A 20163-nucleotide genomic window follows, 5' to 3' on the forward strand; every position below is an offset into this window, starting at 1 on the left:
CCTATCGCACTCCCCTCGCAAGGCCGCGGGCCGCATCGATTATGTCCGGTACCTGCGGGACGGCAGCCTTTTCCAGCTCGGGATTGTAGGGGATCGGCGTCTCGGACCCGCCGAGGCGCAATATCGGAGCATCCAAGTAGTCGAACGCCTCGCTTTCGGCGATCATTGCACTGATCTCCGCCCCGACACCGAGCGTTTTAACGCCTTCATAAACGCAGATCAGCCGGGAGGTCTTCATGACGCTGGCGATGACCGTCTCCCGATCGATGGGGCGGATTGATCGCAGATCGATCACTTCGGCGCTGATGCCCTCGCCGGCAAGCACTTCCGCTGCCTCCAGGGCCTTGTGAACCATGATAGAAGTTGCGACTATCGAGACGTCGCGCCCTTCCCTCCGGACCTCCGCCTTGTCGAGCGGCACCGTGTAGTGTCCCTCGGGAACCGGCCCCTTCATCTTGTAGAGCAGCTTGTGCTCGAAGATCATCACCGGATCCGGATCCGCCACGGCAGCAAGGAGCATGCCTTTCACGTCATGCGGCGTCGCCGGCTGAATGACCTTTAGCCCTGGCACGTGACCAAGCCATGCTTCCAGGCTCTGGCTGTGCTGTGCCGCAGCCCCGGTTCCGGAGCCGGCCGGGAACCGCATTACGAGTGGAACCGACACCGCACCGCCAAGCATGTAGCGCATCTTGGCCGCCTGGTTGACGATTTGCTCCATTGCGAGCGCGGCGAAATCGGAAAACTGGAATTCGAAGATCGGTCGCAAGCCGGTGACCGCTGCGCCGACGGCGACACCTGCGCCGCCAAGCTCGGAAATGGGGGTATCCATGACGCGGTCGGAGCCGAAGCGGTCAACCAGATCGCCGGTCACCTGAAAGGCGCCGCCATAGACGCCGATGTCCTCGCCCATGAGGATCACGCGCTCATCCGCTTCCATGGCGATCGCCATGGCTTCCTGGATGGCTTGGGAGTAGCTGATTTCTCTGACTGGCGCGTTCATGTCATGCCTCGAGCGTGTAGACGTTGTCAGCGAGGCCATCGATTGACGGCATCGGGCTAGCCTTCGCGAACTCGATACCAGCGTCGATTTCCTGCTGCACACTGCCGCGGATCGCCTCTAGCTCGTCCGACGTCGCGATACCGAACTCGATCAACTGAGCTTCGTAGCGTTTGATCGGATCCCGGTTGGTCATCCAGTCGTCAATCTCGTCCTTCGTGCGATAGCGATTGCGGTCGCTTTTGGAATGTCCGCGATACCGGTAGGTCTTGCATTCGATGAGCGTCGGTCCGTCGCCGCGGCGGGCCCTTTCAACCGCCTCATGGGAGGCCTCCGCGACCTCCGACAAAACGTTGCCGTCGACGATCACACCCGGCATGGAGTAGGCGGCCGCGCGATCGGCGACGTTGGCGACCGCCGTCGAACGGGCGGTCGAAGTCGACATGCCGTAGCCGTTGTTTTCGCACACGAAAATGACGGGCAACTTCCAGATGGCAGCCATATTCAGCGCCTCGTGAAAGGCACCCTCGTTGTTCGCGCCGTCACCGAAGAAGCAGACAACGACCTTGCCCGTGCGAAGCCGCTTTGCGGTGAGCGCCGCGCCGACGGCGATCGGAAGCCCGCCCCCTACGATCCCGTTCGCGCCAAGGTTCCCAGTCGACACATCGGCGATGTGCATCGACCCGCCGCGACCTGCACAGTAGCCGGTAGTCTTGCCAAAGAACTCTGCGAACATCCGCTTCACTTCGGCGCCCTTGGCGATGCAGTGGCCGTGCCCTCGGTGGGTAGAGGTTATCTGGTCCTCGTTGACAAGAGGCATGCAGATTCCCATTGCGCTCGCTTCCTGACCGATGGAAAGATGCATCGTCCCGTGAATGAGCCCGCGCATGTAGCACTCTTCGGCACCTTCCTCGAACCGGCGAATGAGGTGCATCTTTCGAAGCGCATCAAGAAGCTGCTCGCGTTCGTATTGGCGGTAGATGAAGGGCAGATTGCTGGTCTCGCCTTCCACTTGCATCGCCTGGGCGCGTCCCGACATGATCAAGCCTCCTTTCCGTAAACGAGCGCATCCTGTCGCGCGCGGAGTTCCGCAATGCGCGAGCCGGGCGCAACCGACGCGTTCTGATAGGTTATAAGCTCTCCTTTACGGATCGGCTGCGTGACGGTACCGCCCTGAAGGAGGCCGCACGGGATTGCGGAGGAGGACCGCGCCTCCGGCGCCGTCATGATCCAGGCCCGATAGGAGTATTCACCGATGGCGTCGAGCGTTTCGCCGGGCGCAAGGTCCTTCTTGGCGACCGCGCAGACCTCCGCGACCGGGGTCGACAGCGGCACCATGTCCGGCTTACCGTAGAGCACGACACGCGCACAGGTGAGCGGGACCTCGAGCGAGGTGAGGTGATAGGGGCGATGGAACGTGAAGTAGGGCCCCTTGCCCATCTTGAGGTCTTCCATGCGCTCGGAAATGCGCGGATGTGACATGTCGGCGACCACGAAAACGCCCGGCGCCACACCCTTGCCGATGGAATAGTCGACCACACCCGCCTTCGAGAGGACGCCCCCGTCCTTCTCCGGGATCAGGACCGAGGAAAGCTTGTCCAGCGTGGCCGCCGGGCCGTGCATGCCGGGCTTGTCAGGGACTAGTCCCGTGGCATTCGCGATCGCGGCCATTTCGACCATTGTCTTGGAACCGTCGACGAACTCCACGAGCATGCGGACATTCATGTTCCGGCGCGCGGCTTCCTCGGCATAGTCGTCTGGAACAGCATCGACGTTCAGCGGATTGTTCTTGCCTTTGCCGGCCGCAACGATCGGATGCCCCATGGCCGACACGAACTCGATCAGCTCAATGCATGAAGACGGCTCGTCACCCGCCCCGAGCGAGTAGGTCACGCCAAGCCGCTCGGCTTCGCTCTTGAGATAGGCGCCGATCGTTACATCGGCCTCAACATTCATCATCACCAGGTGCTTGCCGTGCTCCATGGCGGCGAGCCCGATCTCGGCGCCGACTGCCGGCACGCCGGTGGCATCGATGACCACGTCGATGAGGCCACTGTTGAGAATGTTGGTCGAATCCGCGGTGATCGCGACCTTTCCGCTCTCGATGGCGGTGTTCAGCTCCATCGAATTGACCGCGTCGCGATGATAGCCGTCAGATTGGTAGGCGATGTCCACTGCAGCGCGAGCGCGGGCGACGTTCAGGTCGCAAATCGCGCCAATTTCGATGCCTGGCATGTGGGCGACACGGGTCACGATGTCGGTGCCCATTTCTCCACTGCCTACCAGGCCTATACGGATGGGCCTCCCCTCCTCCTCGCGTCGCATGAGGTCTCGCGCAAGGCCCGTTGGCGCAACATTGATGGGCATTTCAGTCCTCCCGATATCCACTGCCAGCAATGTAGGTAGTGTACATTTGTACTTCCGTCAACATATTTGTTCGCGCTTGACGATCGTCATGACAGCGCTTGGGGAGCGCTTTCGCGGCAAGGATGGGGATTTCAAGGGGTTAGACTGGGAGCTTAGGAATCTCGCGTGCTCCTTTTGCGGAAGGCATCAAACTGGACCGATGCTCACGTGCAGACGCGGGTTTAGGCTCCGCCGATCCCCGGCAGGCAACGCGGAAGGCTGCCAAATGTCTTGCACATTCGTCGGGCTTGCCTGAAACCAGGGATGCTGTGGCGGCCATCGCAAACCAAATTTATGCGAAAAGACGGGACGTCCATGCAAAGAGTGCACCGACTCACACGAGCAGAATAGAACAAACAGTCGAGACTTTTGAATAATGTTCGTGAAGGCGAACGCCAAACGGATGCCGCGCCTTCTCCGCGACGTCTATGTGTTGGTCTGCTCAGCCGCCAACAGCAACGCCTTTGCCGTTTGCTCATCGGTTACAAAAGTGGTCGGCTTGATGGTCGAAAGAGAGGCGAGCAGCGCGTGCAGTTTTTCCGGACCGCCCGAGATCAGCACACGCTCGGGAGTACGACGCAAGCGATCAAGATTCACCGAGATCACGCGGGAATTAACCTCGTGATCTATCAGGTTGCCCTGCTTGTCGATGAAGTTGTAAAGGACGTCGCCGACTGCGCCCGCGTCGATGAGGGAGCGGCGGTCAGCCTCGCTCAAATAGCCCGTGCGATAGCTTGTTGTAAGGGCCGAAATCCCGCCGACGGACAATAGGGCAACGTCCAGTTTGTCCGCCATCTCAAAAATTGCCGCAAGCCCGCACCTCTCGAGCAGCGCATGCTTTGTTTCCGGACTGTCGACCACAGCCGGCGCGGGGACCAGGAATCCCTCCCCCATGAATAGTTCCGCGAACTGCCAGGCAAATTCGGCTGGATTGAAACGCCGCGCCGCAGAAATGCCCCCCAACAAGGAGACGACGCGGAAGTCTTCGAGAGTGGCTCCAGCAATGAAAGGCAGCGTATTGTAAAGGGTTCGCCCCCAGCCCACGCCGACGATCATCCCAGATTTCATCATCGTGGATATGAGCGCTCCCGCGGCAGCGGCGATAACTTTCGTAGGGTCTCCGTCGGGATCACTGAACGGCGCGACGATTGCCCGCGTGACCCCGAAGGCGATCTCAAGGTCCCTTTCGAGCGCCACCATGTCTGAGAGCGGCGACGAAATGGAAACGCGGACCTCATTGCGACGCCGCGCCTCCGCCAAGAGTCGGACGACCATCACTCGATTGATGCCAAGCTGTTTGGCAATGTCGTTCTGCGTGTAGTTCTCCACGTGATACAGCCACACGACGCGGGCTCGCAGTCTCTCAGACTCGCTCTGGGCCATCACAACTGGAGACGTGATCTGCATTTTGCGTTCCTCATGGGTTCTACAGGCGTAGCGGTCGATATCACACTGCCGTCGCGATTTCACCTCCTCCTGCCGGGGCGAACACGAACGGCAAAAGGCTCAAAGGCCAGAAGCCGTTCCGGCCAAGACGAGGGACGCACTTTATAGTCAGACCTACCGTCGGCCCACTCGCCTGCCATTGTCTCCGCAACACAACGAATATTCGCACATATTGACGTTATTTGCCATTGATGTTCGCTTTTGCGCAGCCAGCGCTCCCGAAAAAGGGGTTGACATCGGGGCATCGTGAACACATTGTATTTTTGGATGGCAATTGTTCTATCGCTCGTGAAGCGGAGATCGCCGCCGGAATGGCACGGAATGGAGGCCGTGCCAAAACAGTCTTGCCTCCATGGGCATTCAACTGATTAGTTTACATTGGGGAGGAACAGCTAATGACTATCTTGAATACGGGTGTGTCGCGCCGCGGCTTTCTGCGGCAGACCGCAGTGTTGGGCCTGGCCGCGGGTGCGGCCTCCAGCCTGAGGCTGCCGGCCTTCGCCCAGTCCGATCTTCCGGATATCCAATCCATTCTCGACAAAATCTCGGTTAAGGACTACGTGCGAGAGGACTACCGCAAGCTCTACTCGATGTCGGACGAACCGTTGTGGGATCCGGCAAAAGACTGGATCAGAACGGTCGATTGGGAACAGGTACGTTCAGAACAAGCAGGTAAAACCGTCCGCTTCGCCGTCGGAGCAGCAGACCAGGAATCCGCGGCCGAGGGTCTCAAGCCTTTCGAACAGTTGTCCGGCATCAAGGTGGAGCTTGTTCCGATCCCGGACGACAGCTTCTACGACAAGGCCGTCTCCGAGTTCATTTCAGGCAACGCTTCCTTCGACGCGCTGCAATTTTTCTCCCCGTGGCTGGGTGATTTCGCCGGTCCAGGATTCCTGTACGATGATCTCGGCGCGTTCGTCGAAAAGTGGAAGCTTCCGCTCGACGACTTTTACGACACATACCGCCTCAATTACGGGTATTTTGGGGGAAAGCTCGTCGGCATTCCGTTCGATTGCGACATTCAGATGGTGCACCTTCGCAAATCGATCATGGAGAAGATCCTTGGCGGAACGATCGATCGTGCGAGCTCCGTTCCGACTTATGACGAACTCATCCGCATTACCGCCGAAGCAAATAAACTTGGCGGTGGCGTATCGGGCGTCGGCCTGATGGCGGCGCGTGGCTTCTGGGCCACCTATACTTGGGAGCACATCGCCGCGCAGGCCGGGTTGAAGCTGTTCGACGACCAGTGGAATCCGCAACTGACGAGCGATGCGGGGATGAAGGCCATGGACATTATCATGGCGCTTCAGAAGAATGCCATCGAGGGCGTCTCGGGCGCCGGCTGGGGCGAAAACCGTGCCGCTTGGCTCGGCGGTCAGGTTGCTGCCAATATCAGCTGGCAAGACAGCGGCACGCAGGCCATGCGCCCGGACCAGTCGAAAATCGTTGATGATTTCGTGACGATTTATGAGCCGCGGATTTCGGGCGGTGTGTTCGCTCCGCCGAACATTGCAGGCTCGACCTCTTGCGTCGCTGCAACCGCGCAGAACCCCGAAGGCGCGTTCCTGATGCTCGCCTTCCTTACGACCTCCTCCATCATGGCCATGAATGAGGCCAACGCCAACGGCGTAGCCCCCGGCTATCGCTCCGTGTTGGCGAATGAGCGGTTAAGAGCGGTCAGCCAGCCGGCAAAGGTGTGGGCGGATAGCCTTGAGCACGCTTGGTGCGCGCCCCGCCTTCCGGGCATGTTCGAGATGGAACAGGCCCTCGGCAACGAGATTAACCGCGCAGTTACTGGCCAGATCTCCGCGAAGGAAGCTCTTGAGAACGGCCAGGCGGCGTGGAAGAGTATCATGGAGAAGAACGGCTTCTCAGGCGGAAACGGCCCCGTCGCTTATGCAGATGTGGCACCCGGCATGTATGTTGGTGGCGGCAAGGCGTTGCCGTTCTAAGTCCATGGCACATTCAACTCACACACTTGAAAAGGGGGCGGCCAAGGCCGCTCCCGCTGCAGCGGTGTACTCGATCCGCCGCCCACGCTCGGCGACCGCTAAGAAGATGTTTCCCTATCTTCTTGTCGGACCCGCGGTCCTGTACCTGCTCGCGATCACGCTCTACCCTGGCCTGTTCGCGATGTATCAGAGCCTTTTCGTCGTCAAGTTCGTGAACTGGTCATGGGCCGGCCTCGGGAACTACACGCGCATCATCCAGGATCGGGAATTCTGGGCTGCACTGGCCAACACTGCGATCATCGGCGGCCTGTCATTGAGCCTCCAGACAATCATAGCAATGACGGTTGCGTTCTATTGCTACCGCGACCCATTTGTGCGCGGCTGGCGGATCGTCTTCCTGATGCCCATGCTGTTCATGCCGTCCGCGGTAGCATTCATCTGGAAGCTCGCCTTCAACGACGGCCGCGTGATTTCCGATCTGCTGATGTCGGTCGGACTGGTGTCGAACAATGTCGACTGGCTGTCGTCCGTATGGCTGGCACGGCTGACCCTTATCGTTGCCGACGTCTGGCAGTGGACCCCGTTTCTGTTCATCATCTTTGTGGGTGCACTCCAGGGACAGGACGAGGAAATCGAAGAAGCCGCCCGGCTCGATGGAGCAAGCTGGGGGAGCATCTTCTGGAACATCTCGCTTCCGATGATGCGGCCGATAATCGTCGTCGCGGTAACGCTGCGAGGCATCGATATCACGACAATGTTCACCAATGTCTACATTATGACCCAGGGCACACCTGGCGGCGCGACAGAGACAATGAGCTACTTCATCTACCGCCAAGGCTTCCGGATGTTCAACTTCGGTTATGCATCCGCCGCCTCTGTCCTCATGCTCCTCATCACGATTGTCATCGCCCAAACGATCGTCAAGCGTGCATTCAAGTCAGGAAAGTCGTGAGATGGCCAGCGTTCGCAAATCCGGTGGTGACAACCTTCTTGTCCGCTACATCATTCTCGTCAGTTGGGCGATGGTCTGCCTGGTGCCAATCCTGTGGTTCCTGACGATCGGCTTCCGCCCGCGCACCGAGATCATTGTTCCAGAACCCATCTACTGGCCGACCTGGAGCCTGGATGCATGGCGCCTGCTTGTAAGCGATTGGCCCATCGCACTCTACCTGCGAAACTCGATTCTGGCTGTAGCGGGGTCCGTCGTCATCGACCTTGTCCTTGCGATCCCCGCAGCTTTTGCGCTTGCCCGATACGAGTTCAAGGGGCGCGAGGATATCGGCTTCTACATCCTTTCCACACGGATGATGGCACCGGCGATCGTCGCTGTACCGATCTTCTTCCTGTTCAAGAACATCGGCCTGCTCGACTCCGTCTGGGCACTCATGCTCATCTACGCGGCCATCAATCTCAGTCTCGTGACCTGGATCATCCGCAGCTACATGCTGGATATCCCGAAGGAGCTCGAGGACGCGGCGCGTACCGACGGCGCAGGCGACCTGACCATCCTCTGGGAGATCATGATACCGGCCTGTCTGCCCGGCATCATCACCGCGGCGGTCATCGCGGCCATTTTCGCCATCAATGAGTTTCTCTTCACACTCCTCATCGCCTCCACGTCGAAAGCCTACACGATGTCGGTTGCCCTCGCCAATTTCACCGGCGGCTCCGATGGGGTGATCTACAACGCAATCGCACTCGTCTCGTTCATCGCCTTCGCGCCGATCCTGATCCTCGTGATCCTGATCCAAAAGCATCTTTCGCGCGGGCTGACGATGGGTGCCGTGAAAGGATAAGCCATGGCTTCCATTCTACTCAAGAACGTCGTCAAGAGCTTCGGCTCGTTCGTCGGCGTACAGGATATGAACCTCGACGTTGTCGACGAAGAGTTCCTGGTACTTCTCGGTCCATCTGGTTGCGGAAAAACGACGACCATGCGGATGATTGCTGGCCTTGAACACCCGACGGAAGGCGAGATCCGCATCGGCGATGCGTTGATGAACGACATCGACGCCCGTGACCGGGACGTGGCCATGGTTTTCCAGGGGTATGCCCTTTATCCGAATATGTCGATTTACGAGAACATCCGCTTCCCGTTGAGGATGCGTCAGGTGCCGAAGGCAAAGCATGATGACCTCATCCGGCGCGCAGCGGAAATGGTCGAATTGGGTCCTTTCCTGGATCGCAAGCCCGGCGCTCTCTCGGGGGGACAACGTCAGCGCGCGGCGCTCGCGCGCGCAATCGTGCGACAACCGCAGGTATTCCTCATGGACGAGCCCTTGTCCAATCTGGACGCTAAGTTGCGCGCCAGCATGCGCGTACAGATCAAGCATATGCAGCGGGAGCTGAAGGTGACCACCGTGTACGTGACCCACGACCAGATCGAGGCGATGACGCTGGCCGATCGCATCGTGATCATGAACAAGGGCGTCATCCAGCAAATTGGCACGCCCGACGACATCTATTCAAACCCTGCCAACACCTTCGTGGCCGGTTTTATCGGCTCGCCGCCGATGAACCTCATTGCCGGCACGGCACAGAATGGAACATTCTCCTCCGCCGGCATCAGGGTTCCCTGTCCTGCAAATCTCTCCGGAAACATCACGCTTGGCATCCGTCCTGAGGACTGCCAGATTGGCGGAGACAACCTTCAGGGGCAAGTCTACGGCGTGGAGCCGACCGGCGACATCACCTACCTCACGGTGCGCACAGCGAACAAGAACATCGAGATCAAGGCGGGTCGTGAATTCCGCGCCCCAATCGACAGCGCCATTGCGGTGGGTTTCGATACAAGCCGCCTCTACTTCTTCGGCGAAGACGGCTATCGTGTGGGGGTGAACTGATGTCGACGACATTCGATCTTAGCTGCGTCGGTTTCTACACCTTTGACGCTCTCTGCCGCCCCGTCACGGCGATACCGCCCGGAGGCCAGACATGTTTCGTGGAGGACTACACGCTCGCGGTCTCGGGCGCGGCGGGATCGGCCGCCATCGTCGCCGCCAAATACGGCCTGCGCGTCCAAGCGGTCGGAGGTGTGGGGTACGACGACATGGGAGATTGGGTCCGCATGAAACTCAGCTCATACGGCGTCGACATCCGTATGATGCAGCGCTGCAAGGGCTTCTCGACGTCTTCCTCGATCGTGACCACGCGTCCGGACGGCACGCGTCCGGCCCTTCACAAACGGGGCGCTACGGACGCATTCTACGTGTCAGATTCAGCCATTGATGGATTGCTGGACACAAAAATCCTCCATATCGGCGGCGTTGGCCTCATGAATCGCATGGATGACACTGGCAGGACGGCGGAACTGATGTCAGAGGCGCGCCGCCGGGGCGTGATCACCACTCTTGACGTATTCGCTTCGACGCCGGAAGACCTGCCGAAGGTCGAGGCTCTTCTCCCCTACACGGACTATTTCCTTCCATCCGAAGAGGAGGCCAAGGCGCTGTCCGGATTGACGGAGAACCGCGACCTTGCCCACTTCCTGCTGAGCAGGGGCGCCGGGTGCGTTATCCTGACACTTGGCGCCGATGGCGCCTATTATCTAGACCAGTCGGGTCTGGAGTTCCATTCTCCAGCCTTCAAGGTTGAGGTAAAATGCACGTGCGGATGTGGAGATTGCTTCAATGGCGGATTTGCCGCCGGCCTTGTCAAGGGCCTTTCACCCTACGATGCCGTCGAGGTCGGCCAAGCGTCTTCGGCGCTGAACGCGACCGGTCTCGGCAGTCAGGCGGGCGTTGCAAGTTACGAGGCGACTCGGCGATTTATAGAGTCCACTCCGAGACGCGGAGGAGCTATGTTGGCGGCAGCCGGCGCAGCGAAAGCGATGCAATGAGGTCATGGGAGTAGGGTCATGGGCGTGCGGCCACAATTCGCTCCAGACGCAGCGCAACTGAAGGACGCGCTGCGTGGATTGCGGTATGCGTTAAAGAGAGGATGTGACGCCGTGCAGGGTACGCCGACGAAACTTCCTTCCCCCGCCTCAAAGATAGCGTTGACAGCGCTCCGGGAAATGGGGCTGCTCGCCCGCAGCGTCGACCAGATGGTAAGCAGCGTCGTCCATACGGTTTTCGGCGAGGTGACGCTTGGATCTCACAAGCTCCAGGACATGATGGCTCCCGGCGGGCAATCAGAGGAATTCTCCGCTGTATTCTACGAGACGATGAAAATCGTCCTCAGCGAACTGGGCGCCAGCAGGGCGCTGGTCAGCCAGAGCGCTGGGCGAAAGGCTTTTGGTCAGGTCACGTCGCGCGCCGCGCCAGAGCATTTCGCCGCGCAACTAGCCCTCCAACTTCTCAGGGAAGAGCCTATCCGGATCGATTATCTAGACGCCCATTCCCCCGCATCGAAGGAAACCCTCGCGCAGGTCGCCGTCTTTTCCGTCTTGCTGTACCTGCTATCGGACCGCGAGAACGGAGATTACGCGAAGATGGTTCAGGCCGCGACCAATCTAACGACCGCGCTTCAGGACGAGATTTCGCAAGCCTTTCGGACGCAGGACCGCGCGAAGTTATCTACGTTTTTTGCGAGGTACGCGGCCCATGTTTGACCTTCGCCAGTTGATCGCGCATTTGCCGCCGACGAACAAGCCGCTGCGGATCGCCGCGAGACAGTTGCACTGGTTCAGAACGGCGTTCGAGGCCCACGCTGCATTGTGCGGCGAGCTCATGGGATATCGCTTTCAGATCGACGAGTTGAAATTGGCGCGCACCTTTGTCGGTTGGCTGAAAAGCATAGAGCAACAAAGGCCGGCTAACCAAACTGAACGCCGCGAGTTCTTCGAATTTGCTCCGTCGCTCATGCTGCGGGAACTCATTGCCGAGATGCCGTTAAAAACAACGAAGCCTCCACAACAGCTTGTTCGAGGCTCTGCTGCTGAGTTCTGGCCTGAAGGGTATGTCGCCACGACATTCTGCCTGACCGTATACGCCGCGACGATGGACCAAGAGTTCCACACGGAGGTCGAAATCGACAGGGTGATCGATGACCTGCGCAGTTGGTGGTCTTTCCGGGAGAACGCCAACGAGGATACGAGCTATGCGGCGGGATTTTTTCAGAGGGTTCTCGGCAATGAGCCCAACTGGTCGATGCCCGCAAACTTCAACGCTCGTTATCAACGCAACCTAACCTAGGCGAGCACCAAAGAACGGTGCCCAGGGGCGTCGGGCAAAGCGCAGCCTTGCCATGTGCATAATTCCGCAGGAACTTCGCCCAACAAAAGCCGCTGTTCAGCGCACTCGCAATGAATTCCCGCTTTCCACCCCTTCCCGACGGGAAGGAACCGGAAACATCGACCCGTTGCAGTCCTTGACGACAAGCACAACGAACGGCCCGGCTAAAGTCTAAAGCGGTCACTACCTCGCAAGGGCAATCTACCAGCCAAAAATAGGAAGATTGCTGACGACATTCGTAGTCAAGAGGAGAAGTCGCCGAGATGCGGCATGCGCCCGATGCGGTCACACAAGTGTTCCCGGAACAGGGTTCTCAGTTCCCCAAAGCTGGCGAAACCTAGAAGACCGGCGAGACGCACGACCGTCGTCTGGGAAACCGAGCACGCCGCGGCGACAGAGTATGTTGAGCCAAAGGCGATCAGTTCAGGCTCGGCGAGCGCCTTGCGGACCACACTCTCAACCTGATCCGGGAAAATGACGCTCCTTGCCGCGATCATCGATCTTAGCTCAGAGAGATTTATTGGAGTTGCCGGCTCGCCCCGGTTTGTCATGGACCGCTCCTTTTCCGAATGGTGGACATAGGAGGCCGGCTGCCACCCGGCGCACAGGCAGAGGCCGCTACGTCGGGCCTCACCTTGTCGATCGGTTGCGCTTTGCGCATTGCAGGCGCAGCCGGGGGACGGCCGCGTCCTCCCTGTCTCTTCCTTGCCGGCTCCGTCAGATTGCCTGCGGCCTGTAATCGCTCGCGGCCACCGGCATGACGCCCCTCAACAGTGCAATCGACTTCTCCAGCCCTTCGAGACTGTTGAGCAGCACATCCTCATGCTCGACCGACAGCCAGCCGTCATAGCCGGCCATCTTGAGCCGATAGCAGAATTGCCGCCACCATTGCTCGCCATGGCCGAAGCCGAGCGTGATGTAGGACCAGCTACGCGCTGGAATGTCCATCAATGAGCCGTTTTCCAGGAGCGAGGTCGTCGCCTGGATAGGAGCGTTGAGCATCGTGTCCTTGGCATGGACGTGATAGACCGCTTCCCCAAGGGCCTCGGCCGCGACGAGCGGATCGGCCCCCATCCAGAACAAATGCGAAGGATCAAGATTGGCGCCGACGACCGGACCGATGGCGGCCCGAAGCTTCAGAAGGGACGGAACGTTGTAGACGCACTGATTGCCGTGCAGTTCCAGCGCGATGCGCTCGACGCCGCTCTCCCTCGCAAGCACCGCGATCTCCGCCCAGAACGGCAGCAGCTTCTCCTCCCATTGGTAACGGAGAATTTCCTGCGTCTCCGGCGGCCAGGAGGAGACGACCCAGTTCGGCATCAGGTCGCCGGTGCGACCGGCGGGAAGACCCGACATCGCGCAGACGGTCTTGATGCCCATCTCACCGGCGACGCGGATCGTGTCCTTGAGGCATTTGCCCTGTTCCGGCTGGGTCGGATGAAGCGGATTGCCGTTGGCGTTGAGCGCGATGATCTCGAGCCCGCGGCTCTCAAAGGATTTCATGAAGCTGCGGCGCGCATCGGCACTCGCCTTCATCGTCTCGAGGTCGAAATGCGGCGCGGTCGACCAGCCGCCCGTGTTGACCTCGACACCCGAGACGCCCAGGCGGGCGGCATTGTCGAGAAGCGCATCGAAGGTCAGGCCGCCAAGACAGTCGGAAACGAAGCCCATTTTCATGTCACTATCCTTTTATCGGTTGTACAGGGACGGTCTTTCCGCCCTTGTTATGGTAATGCGCTCGCCCTTGCGCAGGGCCTCAACGCCGGCCTCGGCGACGAGGGCCGCGCAATAGCCGTCCCAGGCGTCGGAGGCGATCGGCGGGAAAACGCTGGTTCGAACGAAGTTCAGGAAGGCCTTGTTCTGCAGTCGGTAGGCCTCGGCAAAGCGCGGGCGCCAATCGGGCGCATAGCGCTCGTAGGCCATCAGGTCGCTGTTGTGGCGCGTGTAGACAGGTGCGTTCAGGGAAATCGATCCCTTCTCGCCGATCAGCTCACCGCGAACGTCGTAGCCGTAGGCGGCATTATTGTTGATCTCGATGTTGACGAGCTGTCCCCTGTCAGTTTCGAGAACCATGAAGACCGGAGCGCCGGTCCTTGTCGCGTCGACGCCCGTCGGCTGGAAAACAGTGATGGTCGTGTAATCGGCGCCGAGCACGAAACGCGCGACGTCGAACTCATGCGGTGCGGAATTGGTGATCGCCATCTGGCCGGTAAAGTTCGCTGGCGCTTCGACATTGCGGTGGAAGTTGTGCATCATGATCGCGCCGCCAAGGGAGCCGTCGTCAAGCAATGCCTTCATATCACGGTATGACGGATCGAAGCGCCGCATGAAACCGAGTTGGACGAACTGACGACCGCGTGCAACTTCCGCGTCGATTACGGTAAGGCACTCCTTCGAACTCTGCGATAACGGCTTTTCGCAGAGCACCGGCTTGCCGGCCTCGATAGCAGCGAGTGACAGCGAGGCATGGGTTTCATCGGGACTGGCGATCAGCACGGCATCGACGTCGCCGCGCGTGATCGTCGCCAGCGGGTCGGAGGAGACGTCAACGGCACCGCATTCCTCAGCCACCTTTCGGGCGCGCTCCGACGAGGCATCGCACACCACCTGAAGGGTTGCCCCCGGCAGATCTTCGGAGACAATCCGGGCATGGTCGGCGCCCATGATACCGGCGCCGATGATCGCTATTCTGACAGACATTTAAGACCTCTATTTCCGAAGTGCCCACTGACGCAGGGATCGGTCGCCATAGGCGGCGATCACCACTATGAGCCCCAAGATCAGGATGAACCATTGCGGACGAACGCCCGTGACGACGAGATAGGACTGGACCGAGGACAGCACGAACGCGCCCATCAGCGCCCCGATCAGGGACATGCGGCCCCCGGCGAGCAGGCAGCCACCCAGCACGCAGGAGGCAATCGCCTGCAGTTCCATCAGGCGGCCCATGGAACCGTCCGCGAAGCCGAGCTTGCCGGCCTCGAGCGTTCCGGCGAAAGCGGCAAGGACGCCGCAGAGGACAAAGGCCGATAGCTTGATCCGATCCACCCGCACGCCGCGAGAATGGGCGCTCTCGGCCGAACCGCCGACCGCAAGCAGGCGATTGCCGAAAGGCATCGCCTTCAACATCGCCATCAGAATGACGAGCACGATAATCAGCCAATAGAGGGCAGTGTTGAAACCGAGGAACTCGCCACCTCCGAGCCCGAAATAGGCCCAGCCCTTGCGCGCCGCATAGGGGACGGAAAAGGAAAAGCCTTCGGTCAACGCGATCGAAATGCCGCGAAAAATCATCAGCGTACCGAGTGTGATGATAAGGGACGGCGTGCCCGTCCGCGTGACGAGCAGTCCGTTAACTAGGCCGATCGCGGCGCCGACAGCGATCGCAGCCACGGCGGCGAGCGACGGGTCAACGTGCGCGGCGAGCCAGAGATAGGCGAGCGCACCCATACCGAACGTCGAGCCTACGGAAATGTCAATCTCGCCCGTGCCGATCACCAAGGCCACGCCGAGGCTCATCAGCCCGAGCGTCGCGGTCACCTGCAGAATCGTGCCAATGTTGTAGAAATTGGCCCATTTGCCGTCCGAGGTTAAAGTGAATACGACGATCAGCACCGCGCCGATCAGGAATATCCCCAATTCCGCATGACGACGAATGAGGGGTTTGGCGATCGACAGTGTCATCAGACCGCCTCCCGCTTCTCAACAAGGCGGCCTCCCTGCCGGATGACCTCTTCGAGTTCTTCCGCCGTCAGCGCGTCAGTCGAGGCATCGGCGACCTTCTCGCCGTTTTCCATGATCACGACACGGTCGGCTAGTTTGTGCACCTGGAAGATGTCGTGCGTGATGTAGATGACCAGAAGGCCCTGCTCCTTCAGTTGCACCGCCAACTCGTTGACATGCTCGCGCTCGCGCACCGACAGGTGGTTCGTCGGCTCGTCCATGATGACGACCCGGTTCATGAACTCGACCGCGCGACCGATCTTCACCGACTGACGCTCACCACCGGAAAGGCGTTCCACCTCGTCGTCGGCCGAGACGTTCTCGCGCAGGCCAAATTGTCGAATGACCCGTGTCGACTTCTCCCGCATCTTGGCAAAGTCGAGAAAGGGGATGCCAAGCACACGCTTCACCGGCTCACGGCCAAGGTAGAAATTGCGCGCGATCGAGAGATTGTCGCAAAGCCCGACGGACTGTTGAATCGTCTCGATGCCCTGGTCGATGGCGAGCTTCGGGTGAAACTTCTCGATCTTCTTGCCGTCGAAATAGACTTCTCCTGAGCTCGGCGCGTAGATGCCACAGAGAACGCGGATCAGCGTCGTTTTTCCGGCGCCGTTGTCGCCGACCAGGCCGATCAGCTCGCCGGCATGAAAGTCCACCGAGACGTTTTTGAGGGCATGGAAGGCGCCGAAGTGAAGGTCGAGGCTCTTGACCTGAATGAGGGGGTGGGTGTTCGTCACTTGAGCGTCCTCCCGCGTCAAGCGCTGTGCCCGAGGAAACGGGCCAGCTTCTGGTTGAAGATGACCGCGACGATGAGCACGGCGCCGATGAAGGTGATGTACCAGGACGACGGCGCGCCAAGTGCGATCAGTTCGTAGCGGAAGCTGACGACGATCAGCGCTCCGAGAATGGCGCCGAGGATCGAACCGCGCCCGCCGGTCAGCAGGCAGCCGCCGATGACTGCCGCGGCAATCGCCTCGAGCTCCATGTTTTCGCCGAGGGTGACATGGGTCTGCGGCTGGTTGCACAAGGTCAGGATGCCGGCGAATCCAGCCAGCAATGAGCAGAGAATGAATGCGGCGATCTTGATCCGATCGGTGCGCACGCCGCGCGTTTCCGCGCTTTCGCGGCTGCCGCCGGTGGCGAGGAGGCCGTTGCCGAACGGCGTCGCCCACAGCAGAAGACCGAGTATTGCTGCGACGGCGATCAGCCAGAAAATGGCGGCGTCGATGCCAAAAAGCTCGCCGCCAAACAGGCGCGTCATTGGGTGACTGCGTGCCGCCGGCGAGAAATTGTGCACCGAACCGCCGGTCCATACATAGATGATCCCGCGCGCGGTAAAGAGGCCGCCGAGCGTGACGATCATCGACGGCAGTTCGCCCTTGACCACCGCGATCGCCTGAAGCAATCCGACAAGCGCCGCGACGACAAGGGCCAGGACAAAGGAGCCGGGCACGCCGAGCGCCGGTTCCATCGTGATGAAGGCGACACCGGCCAACCCGTAGACCGATCCCACGGACAGGTCGATTTCCTTCGTCATGATGACCAGTGCTTGACCCATCGCGACAAAGGCGAGAATGGCGGTGAACTGGCTGACGTTGGCGATGGTCTGAATAGTCCACCAGCCGGAAAAATCGATCAATGTGAAGACGACAAGCATGACGACGACGCCGATAATCGCGCCGAAGCCTTGGCTTCGCACAAGGTGTTTCATGACACTATGCTCGCTGGTTCAGTGCGCGACGTGAGTCACATCCAAACGATCGAGGGCAGCCGGCCCGTGCAGTGTCCGGCCGCCCTCCGGGAGGAACCCTTACCAGGTGTTCTGCTCGTCGTAGGCCTTGTCGCCGAACACGCCCCGGACCAGTTCGGCCCACTTGTCGGCATTATCCTTGTTGATGATGACCGGGCCCGTCAGGATGTTTGACTGCGGTGCGTAGCCGAACTCTTTGTTCCAGTAGAGCCACTCCATCGGAGCATAACCCTGCAGCCAGAAACCCTGGCTGTTCGTCGCCAAGACGTGGCCGGCGCGCACGCCTTCGATCGAAACCGGACCCTCGTCGACTGTCAGGACGGTTACGCCCTTGTCGTCGACATCCGGGTCAAGCTTCGTGTCGTTGGCAACACCCCATGCCCAGGGCGATGACCAGCCGGCAACCGTGAAGATGTAATTGGTGTCCGGATTGGCCTGCAGGAAGGCCTGAAGCGCGTTGCGAGCAGTCGCCGGCTCGGCGCCGATGAACAGTTCATCGACTTTGGCGCCGGCCTTCTCCATCGCCTCCTTCATCCCATTGCAGCGGGCCTTGAGGCCCTGGTGCGCAGAGTCATGGCTGGCGCAGACAACGCGGGTCGGCTTCGGGATTTCTCCGGCTTCTGCCTTTTCAAGAGCATACTCGCCGAGTTTCTTGCCGGTGAGATATTCGTCGCCGCCGACATAGGTGAGGTAGGGAATACGCTCACCATCGGGGCGTCCATCGGGAATGTTGAAGGCGACGACCGGGATTCCGGCCTCGATCGCCTTGCGCAGCGGCGCTTCGAAAGCATCGGAACTGACGATCGGCACGGCAATGCCGTCCGGCTGCGTTGAAATCGCCTGCTCGAGAAGGCGAACGTGCTCCTGGACCGAATAGTTGTTGGTGGAGATATATTCGGTTTTGACGTTCGGATATTTCTTCTCGAACTCCTCCATCGATTTCGTCAGCCAACCCATGTTCGGATCGTTCGAGCCGATATGGGAGACCATGACGAAGCGATACTGTTTCTCGCCATCCTGCGCATTTGCAGCACCGCCAAGCGCGGTCGCGGCTAGCAGAGCGGAAAGCAGCACAGTTTTTTTAAAGTTCATAGGGGTTCTCCTCCTCTTAACGGAGGCATTGTCTTCGATTGGAAGCACATCATTCAAGGACCGTGATGCCGTCTTAACGATGTGTTTCGCATCAATGTTGTTGCAAAGCACAAATCTTGCCCAAGTGTGGGAAAAATGAGGGTTGCGCATGGGCGCGATTTTGAAAGATGATGTCTTTCACATCACATTGGAGACGCCACAGTGGCTGATTACTCGAATTCCAAGACTTGGAAGGGCCCCACGGTGCACGACATCGCGCGATTGGCCGGCGTCGGTCCTGCGACGGTCGATCGAGTCCTGAACAACCGTGAAGGCGTCAGGGAACGAACGAGATCGCGCGTTCTGGGGGCCCTGGAGAAGTTAAGAAACGAACGGTCCGATAGCGATGTGCCTGTTCAGATCCGGCTGTTTTGCGATTCTGGGGAAACGTTCAATGCCGCGATGGCTGCTGCTGCCGCGGAGGTCAATCGAAGCGTCGCTGGGGTTGAGGTCGAGGGCACTTACGTGACCACCAGCGAGGTCGATCCCATCGCTCTCGCCCGCCAGATTGAGCAGGACGGCAGCGGGGCAGACGGCGCAGTGATCATCGCGCGCGAGCATCCGGCGATCAATCGAGCGATACGAAAGCTTCGGTCGATCGATATTCCTGTCGTTTGCCTGACGACGGATCTGCCCAGTTCCCGCCGCAGTGTCTATATCGGCAACGATCAATATGCCGCCGGCAGTGTCGCAGCGCTGCTGATCGGCAACGCCTTGCCGAAGGAGCGAAACAATATCTTGATCGTCATGAGCGTGCCATTCCGCTGCCAACAAGAGCGTGAAATGGGCTTCCGCAGGGTTCTGCGATCGGATTTTCCTTACCTAAAGATCGAGGAGCGTGTGATCTCGGACGACCGGCCGGAAAGCACATGCGAGCAACTAACCCGGTATTTTGAAGCGAACGGCCATCCTGCAGCCATTTACAACGTCGCCGGCGCAAACCGCGGTGTTGCAAAGGCCTTGGAGAACGCCGGCAAGGCGGACGAGACAGTCTTCGTCGGACACGAGTTGACGAACCATTCCCGTGGTCTGCTCGAATCGAGGGTGATGGACTATGTCATCTCCCACGACTTCGCGAACGAACTCGCATCGGCCGCCAGATGGATTAAGGACAACCTGAACGGCGTTACGACCGAGCCGTCTCCCTCTCAGATACTCGTCCACACTCGATACAACTGCGGCCTGTGACTTCGCGGAATCAAAAGCTGAATTGGCATCGCCACGAGCTGGACCGCGAACAAGAACGGCGCCTGCAGTAACCGCAGCGGCGAGCCGAGGCCGATTCCCGCCTCGCCGCTTGCTCTTAGACTCCGGGCATTCGCCCCTTCTCCTCGAGCAATTCTCTCCGAACGGACCTTGCAGCGGGTCGGTCCATCCAGAGCCAGCCGGTTCCCAGCGTCGGCTATGGCCGTTCCACGGTCTTTCGTGCTGTGCGCGGCGGACGCCCGCTTTCCACCCGACTGAGATGGTGGGTGAACGTCACGAAGAGCTATTGCGGGCTTTCCAACCTCCGGCCCACTTCGCAGAGACTGCGCGCCGGGACCCGCGTGCCCGCGAGCACCTACTCGTCTAAATATGGAT

At 59.8% G+C, this 20163-nt stretch carries 19 protein-coding genes; 8 read left to right on the plus strand and 11 right to left on the minus strand.

The window, feature by feature from the left end; translation table 11 throughout:
• Position 1: 1 nt before the first annotated feature.
• The 4 genes from RHIBR816_RS0118415 to RHIBR816_RS0118430 all read right to left on the minus strand — a co-directional run bounded on the left by RHIBR816_RS0118415 (position 2) and on the right by RHIBR816_RS0118430 (position 4810).
• Positions 2 to 1000, minus strand: a complete 999-nt coding sequence (locus tag RHIBR816_RS0118415) for an alpha-ketoacid dehydrogenase subunit beta (protein WP_026187159.1) — start codon at positions 998 to 1000, stop codon at positions 2 to 4.
• 1 nt (position 1001) lies between these two features.
• The gene (locus RHIBR816_RS0118420; RefSeq protein ID WP_026187160.1) at positions 1002 to 2036 is read right to left on the minus strand and encodes a thiamine pyrophosphate-dependent dehydrogenase E1 component subunit alpha; all 1035 of its coding nucleotides are present in this window, start codon (positions 2034 to 2036) and stop codon (positions 1002 to 1004) included.
• 2 nt (positions 2037 to 2038) lie between these two features.
• Positions 2039 to 3364, minus strand: a complete 1326-nt coding sequence (locus RHIBR816_RS0118425; protein ID WP_026187161.1) for an NAD(P)H-dependent oxidoreductase — start codon at positions 3362 to 3364, stop codon at positions 2039 to 2041.
• Between the two features lie 465 nt (positions 3365 to 3829).
• Positions 3830 to 4810 (minus strand): sugar-binding transcriptional regulator, encoded by a 981-nt coding sequence (locus RHIBR816_RS0118430; protein ID WP_018238056.1) that lies wholly within the window; start codon positions 4808 to 4810, stop codon positions 3830 to 3832.
• Positions 4811 to 5244: 434 nt separating this feature from the next.
• Between RHIBR816_RS0118430 and RHIBR816_RS0118435 the strand changes: the two genes are divergently transcribed.
• From RHIBR816_RS0118435 to RHIBR816_RS0118465, 7 genes are read left to right on the plus strand one after another with little or no spacing between them, the layout of a single operon-like run.
• Positions 5245 to 6804, plus strand: coding sequence for an ABC transporter substrate-binding protein (locus RHIBR816_RS0118435; RefSeq protein ID WP_018238057.1), 1560 nt, complete (start codon positions 5245 to 5247; stop codon positions 6802 to 6804).
• Positions 6805 to 6808: 4 nt separating this feature from the next.
• Entirely contained in the window at positions 6809 to 7756 is a 948-nt protein-coding gene (locus RHIBR816_RS37575; RefSeq protein ID WP_026187162.1) for a carbohydrate ABC transporter permease, read from the plus strand.
• Position 7757: 1 nt separating this feature from the next.
• The gene (locus tag RHIBR816_RS0118445) at positions 7758 to 8600 is read left to right on the plus strand and encodes a carbohydrate ABC transporter permease (RefSeq protein WP_018238059.1); all 843 of its coding nucleotides are present in this window, start codon (positions 7758 to 7760) and stop codon (positions 8598 to 8600) included.
• A gap of 3 nt (positions 8601 to 8603) precedes the next feature.
• Positions 8604 to 9647 carry an ABC transporter ATP-binding protein gene (locus RHIBR816_RS0118450; protein ID WP_018238060.1) on the plus strand — a complete coding sequence of 348 codons (1044 nt, stop codon included), beginning with the start codon at positions 8604 to 8606 and terminating at the stop codon, positions 9645 to 9647.
• Positions 9647 to 10642 (plus strand): carbohydrate kinase family protein, encoded by a 996-nt coding sequence (locus tag RHIBR816_RS0118455; RefSeq protein ID WP_018238061.1) that lies wholly within the window; start codon positions 9647 to 9649, stop codon positions 10640 to 10642. Before RHIBR816_RS0118450 ends, RHIBR816_RS0118455 begins: the two co-directional genes overlap by 1 nt.
• An 18-nt stretch (positions 10643 to 10660) precedes the next feature.
• Complete coding sequence (locus tag RHIBR816_RS0118460; protein WP_018238062.1) at positions 10661 to 11356, plus strand: hypothetical protein; 696 nt, start codon at positions 10661 to 10663, stop codon at positions 11354 to 11356.
• Positions 11349 to 11939: a hypothetical protein gene (locus RHIBR816_RS0118465; protein WP_018238063.1), complete on the plus strand. Its 591-nt coding sequence runs from the start codon at positions 11349 to 11351 to the stop codon at positions 11937 to 11939. Before RHIBR816_RS0118460 ends, RHIBR816_RS0118465 begins: the two co-directional genes overlap by 8 nt.
• Positions 11940 to 12220: 281 nt before the next feature.
• Here the strand turns inward: RHIBR816_RS0118465 and RHIBR816_RS0118470 are convergent, their stop codons facing one another.
• The 7 genes from RHIBR816_RS0118470 to RHIBR816_RS0118500 all read right to left on the minus strand — a co-directional run bounded on the left by RHIBR816_RS0118470 (position 12221) and on the right by RHIBR816_RS0118500 (position 18543).
• Positions 12221 to 12529 carry a hypothetical protein gene (locus RHIBR816_RS0118470; protein WP_018238064.1) on the minus strand — a complete coding sequence of 103 codons (309 nt, stop codon included), beginning with the start codon at positions 12527 to 12529 and terminating at the stop codon, positions 12221 to 12223.
• 166 nt (positions 12530 to 12695) lie between these two features.
• Positions 12696 to 13655, minus strand: a complete 960-nt coding sequence (locus RHIBR816_RS0118475; RefSeq protein ID WP_026187163.1) for a sugar phosphate isomerase/epimerase — start codon at positions 13653 to 13655, stop codon at positions 12696 to 12698.
• 12 nt (positions 13656 to 13667) lie between these two features.
• On the minus strand, positions 13668 to 14678 hold the full coding sequence (locus RHIBR816_RS0118480; protein WP_018238066.1) for a Gfo/Idh/MocA family oxidoreductase: 1011 nt from the start codon (positions 14676 to 14678) through the stop codon (positions 13668 to 13670).
• 9 nt (positions 14679 to 14687) lie between these two features.
• Positions 14688 to 15662: an ABC transporter permease gene (locus tag RHIBR816_RS0118485; RefSeq protein WP_018238067.1), complete on the minus strand. Its 975-nt coding sequence runs from the start codon at positions 15660 to 15662 to the stop codon at positions 14688 to 14690.
• Positions 15662 to 16438: an ATP-binding cassette domain-containing protein gene (locus tag RHIBR816_RS0118490; RefSeq protein ID WP_018238068.1), complete on the minus strand. Its 777-nt coding sequence runs from the start codon at positions 16436 to 16438 to the stop codon at positions 15662 to 15664. Before RHIBR816_RS0118490 ends, RHIBR816_RS0118485 begins: the two co-directional genes overlap by 1 nt.
• A gap of 17 nt (positions 16439 to 16455) precedes the next feature.
• Positions 16456 to 17412 (minus strand): ABC transporter permease, encoded by a 957-nt coding sequence (locus RHIBR816_RS0118495; protein ID WP_026187164.1) that lies wholly within the window; start codon positions 17410 to 17412, stop codon positions 16456 to 16458.
• A gap of 99 nt (positions 17413 to 17511) precedes the next feature.
• Positions 17512 to 18543, minus strand: a complete 1032-nt coding sequence (locus RHIBR816_RS0118500) for a sugar ABC transporter substrate-binding protein (protein WP_018238070.1) — start codon at positions 18541 to 18543, stop codon at positions 17512 to 17514.
• A 201-nt stretch (positions 18544 to 18744) separates the two neighbouring features.
• On the opposite strand from RHIBR816_RS0118500, the gene RHIBR816_RS0118505 reads away from it, so the two are divergent.
• The gene (locus tag RHIBR816_RS0118505) at positions 18745 to 19770 is read left to right on the plus strand and encodes a LacI family DNA-binding transcriptional regulator (protein ID WP_026187165.1); all 1026 of its coding nucleotides are present in this window, start codon (positions 18745 to 18747) and stop codon (positions 19768 to 19770) included.
• Positions 19771 to 20163: the final 393 nt, after the last annotated feature.

It is taken from the genome of Ensifer sp. BR816 (assembly GCF_000378985.1).
Classification (GTDB): domain Bacteria; phylum Pseudomonadota; class Alphaproteobacteria; order Rhizobiales; family Rhizobiaceae; genus Sinorhizobium.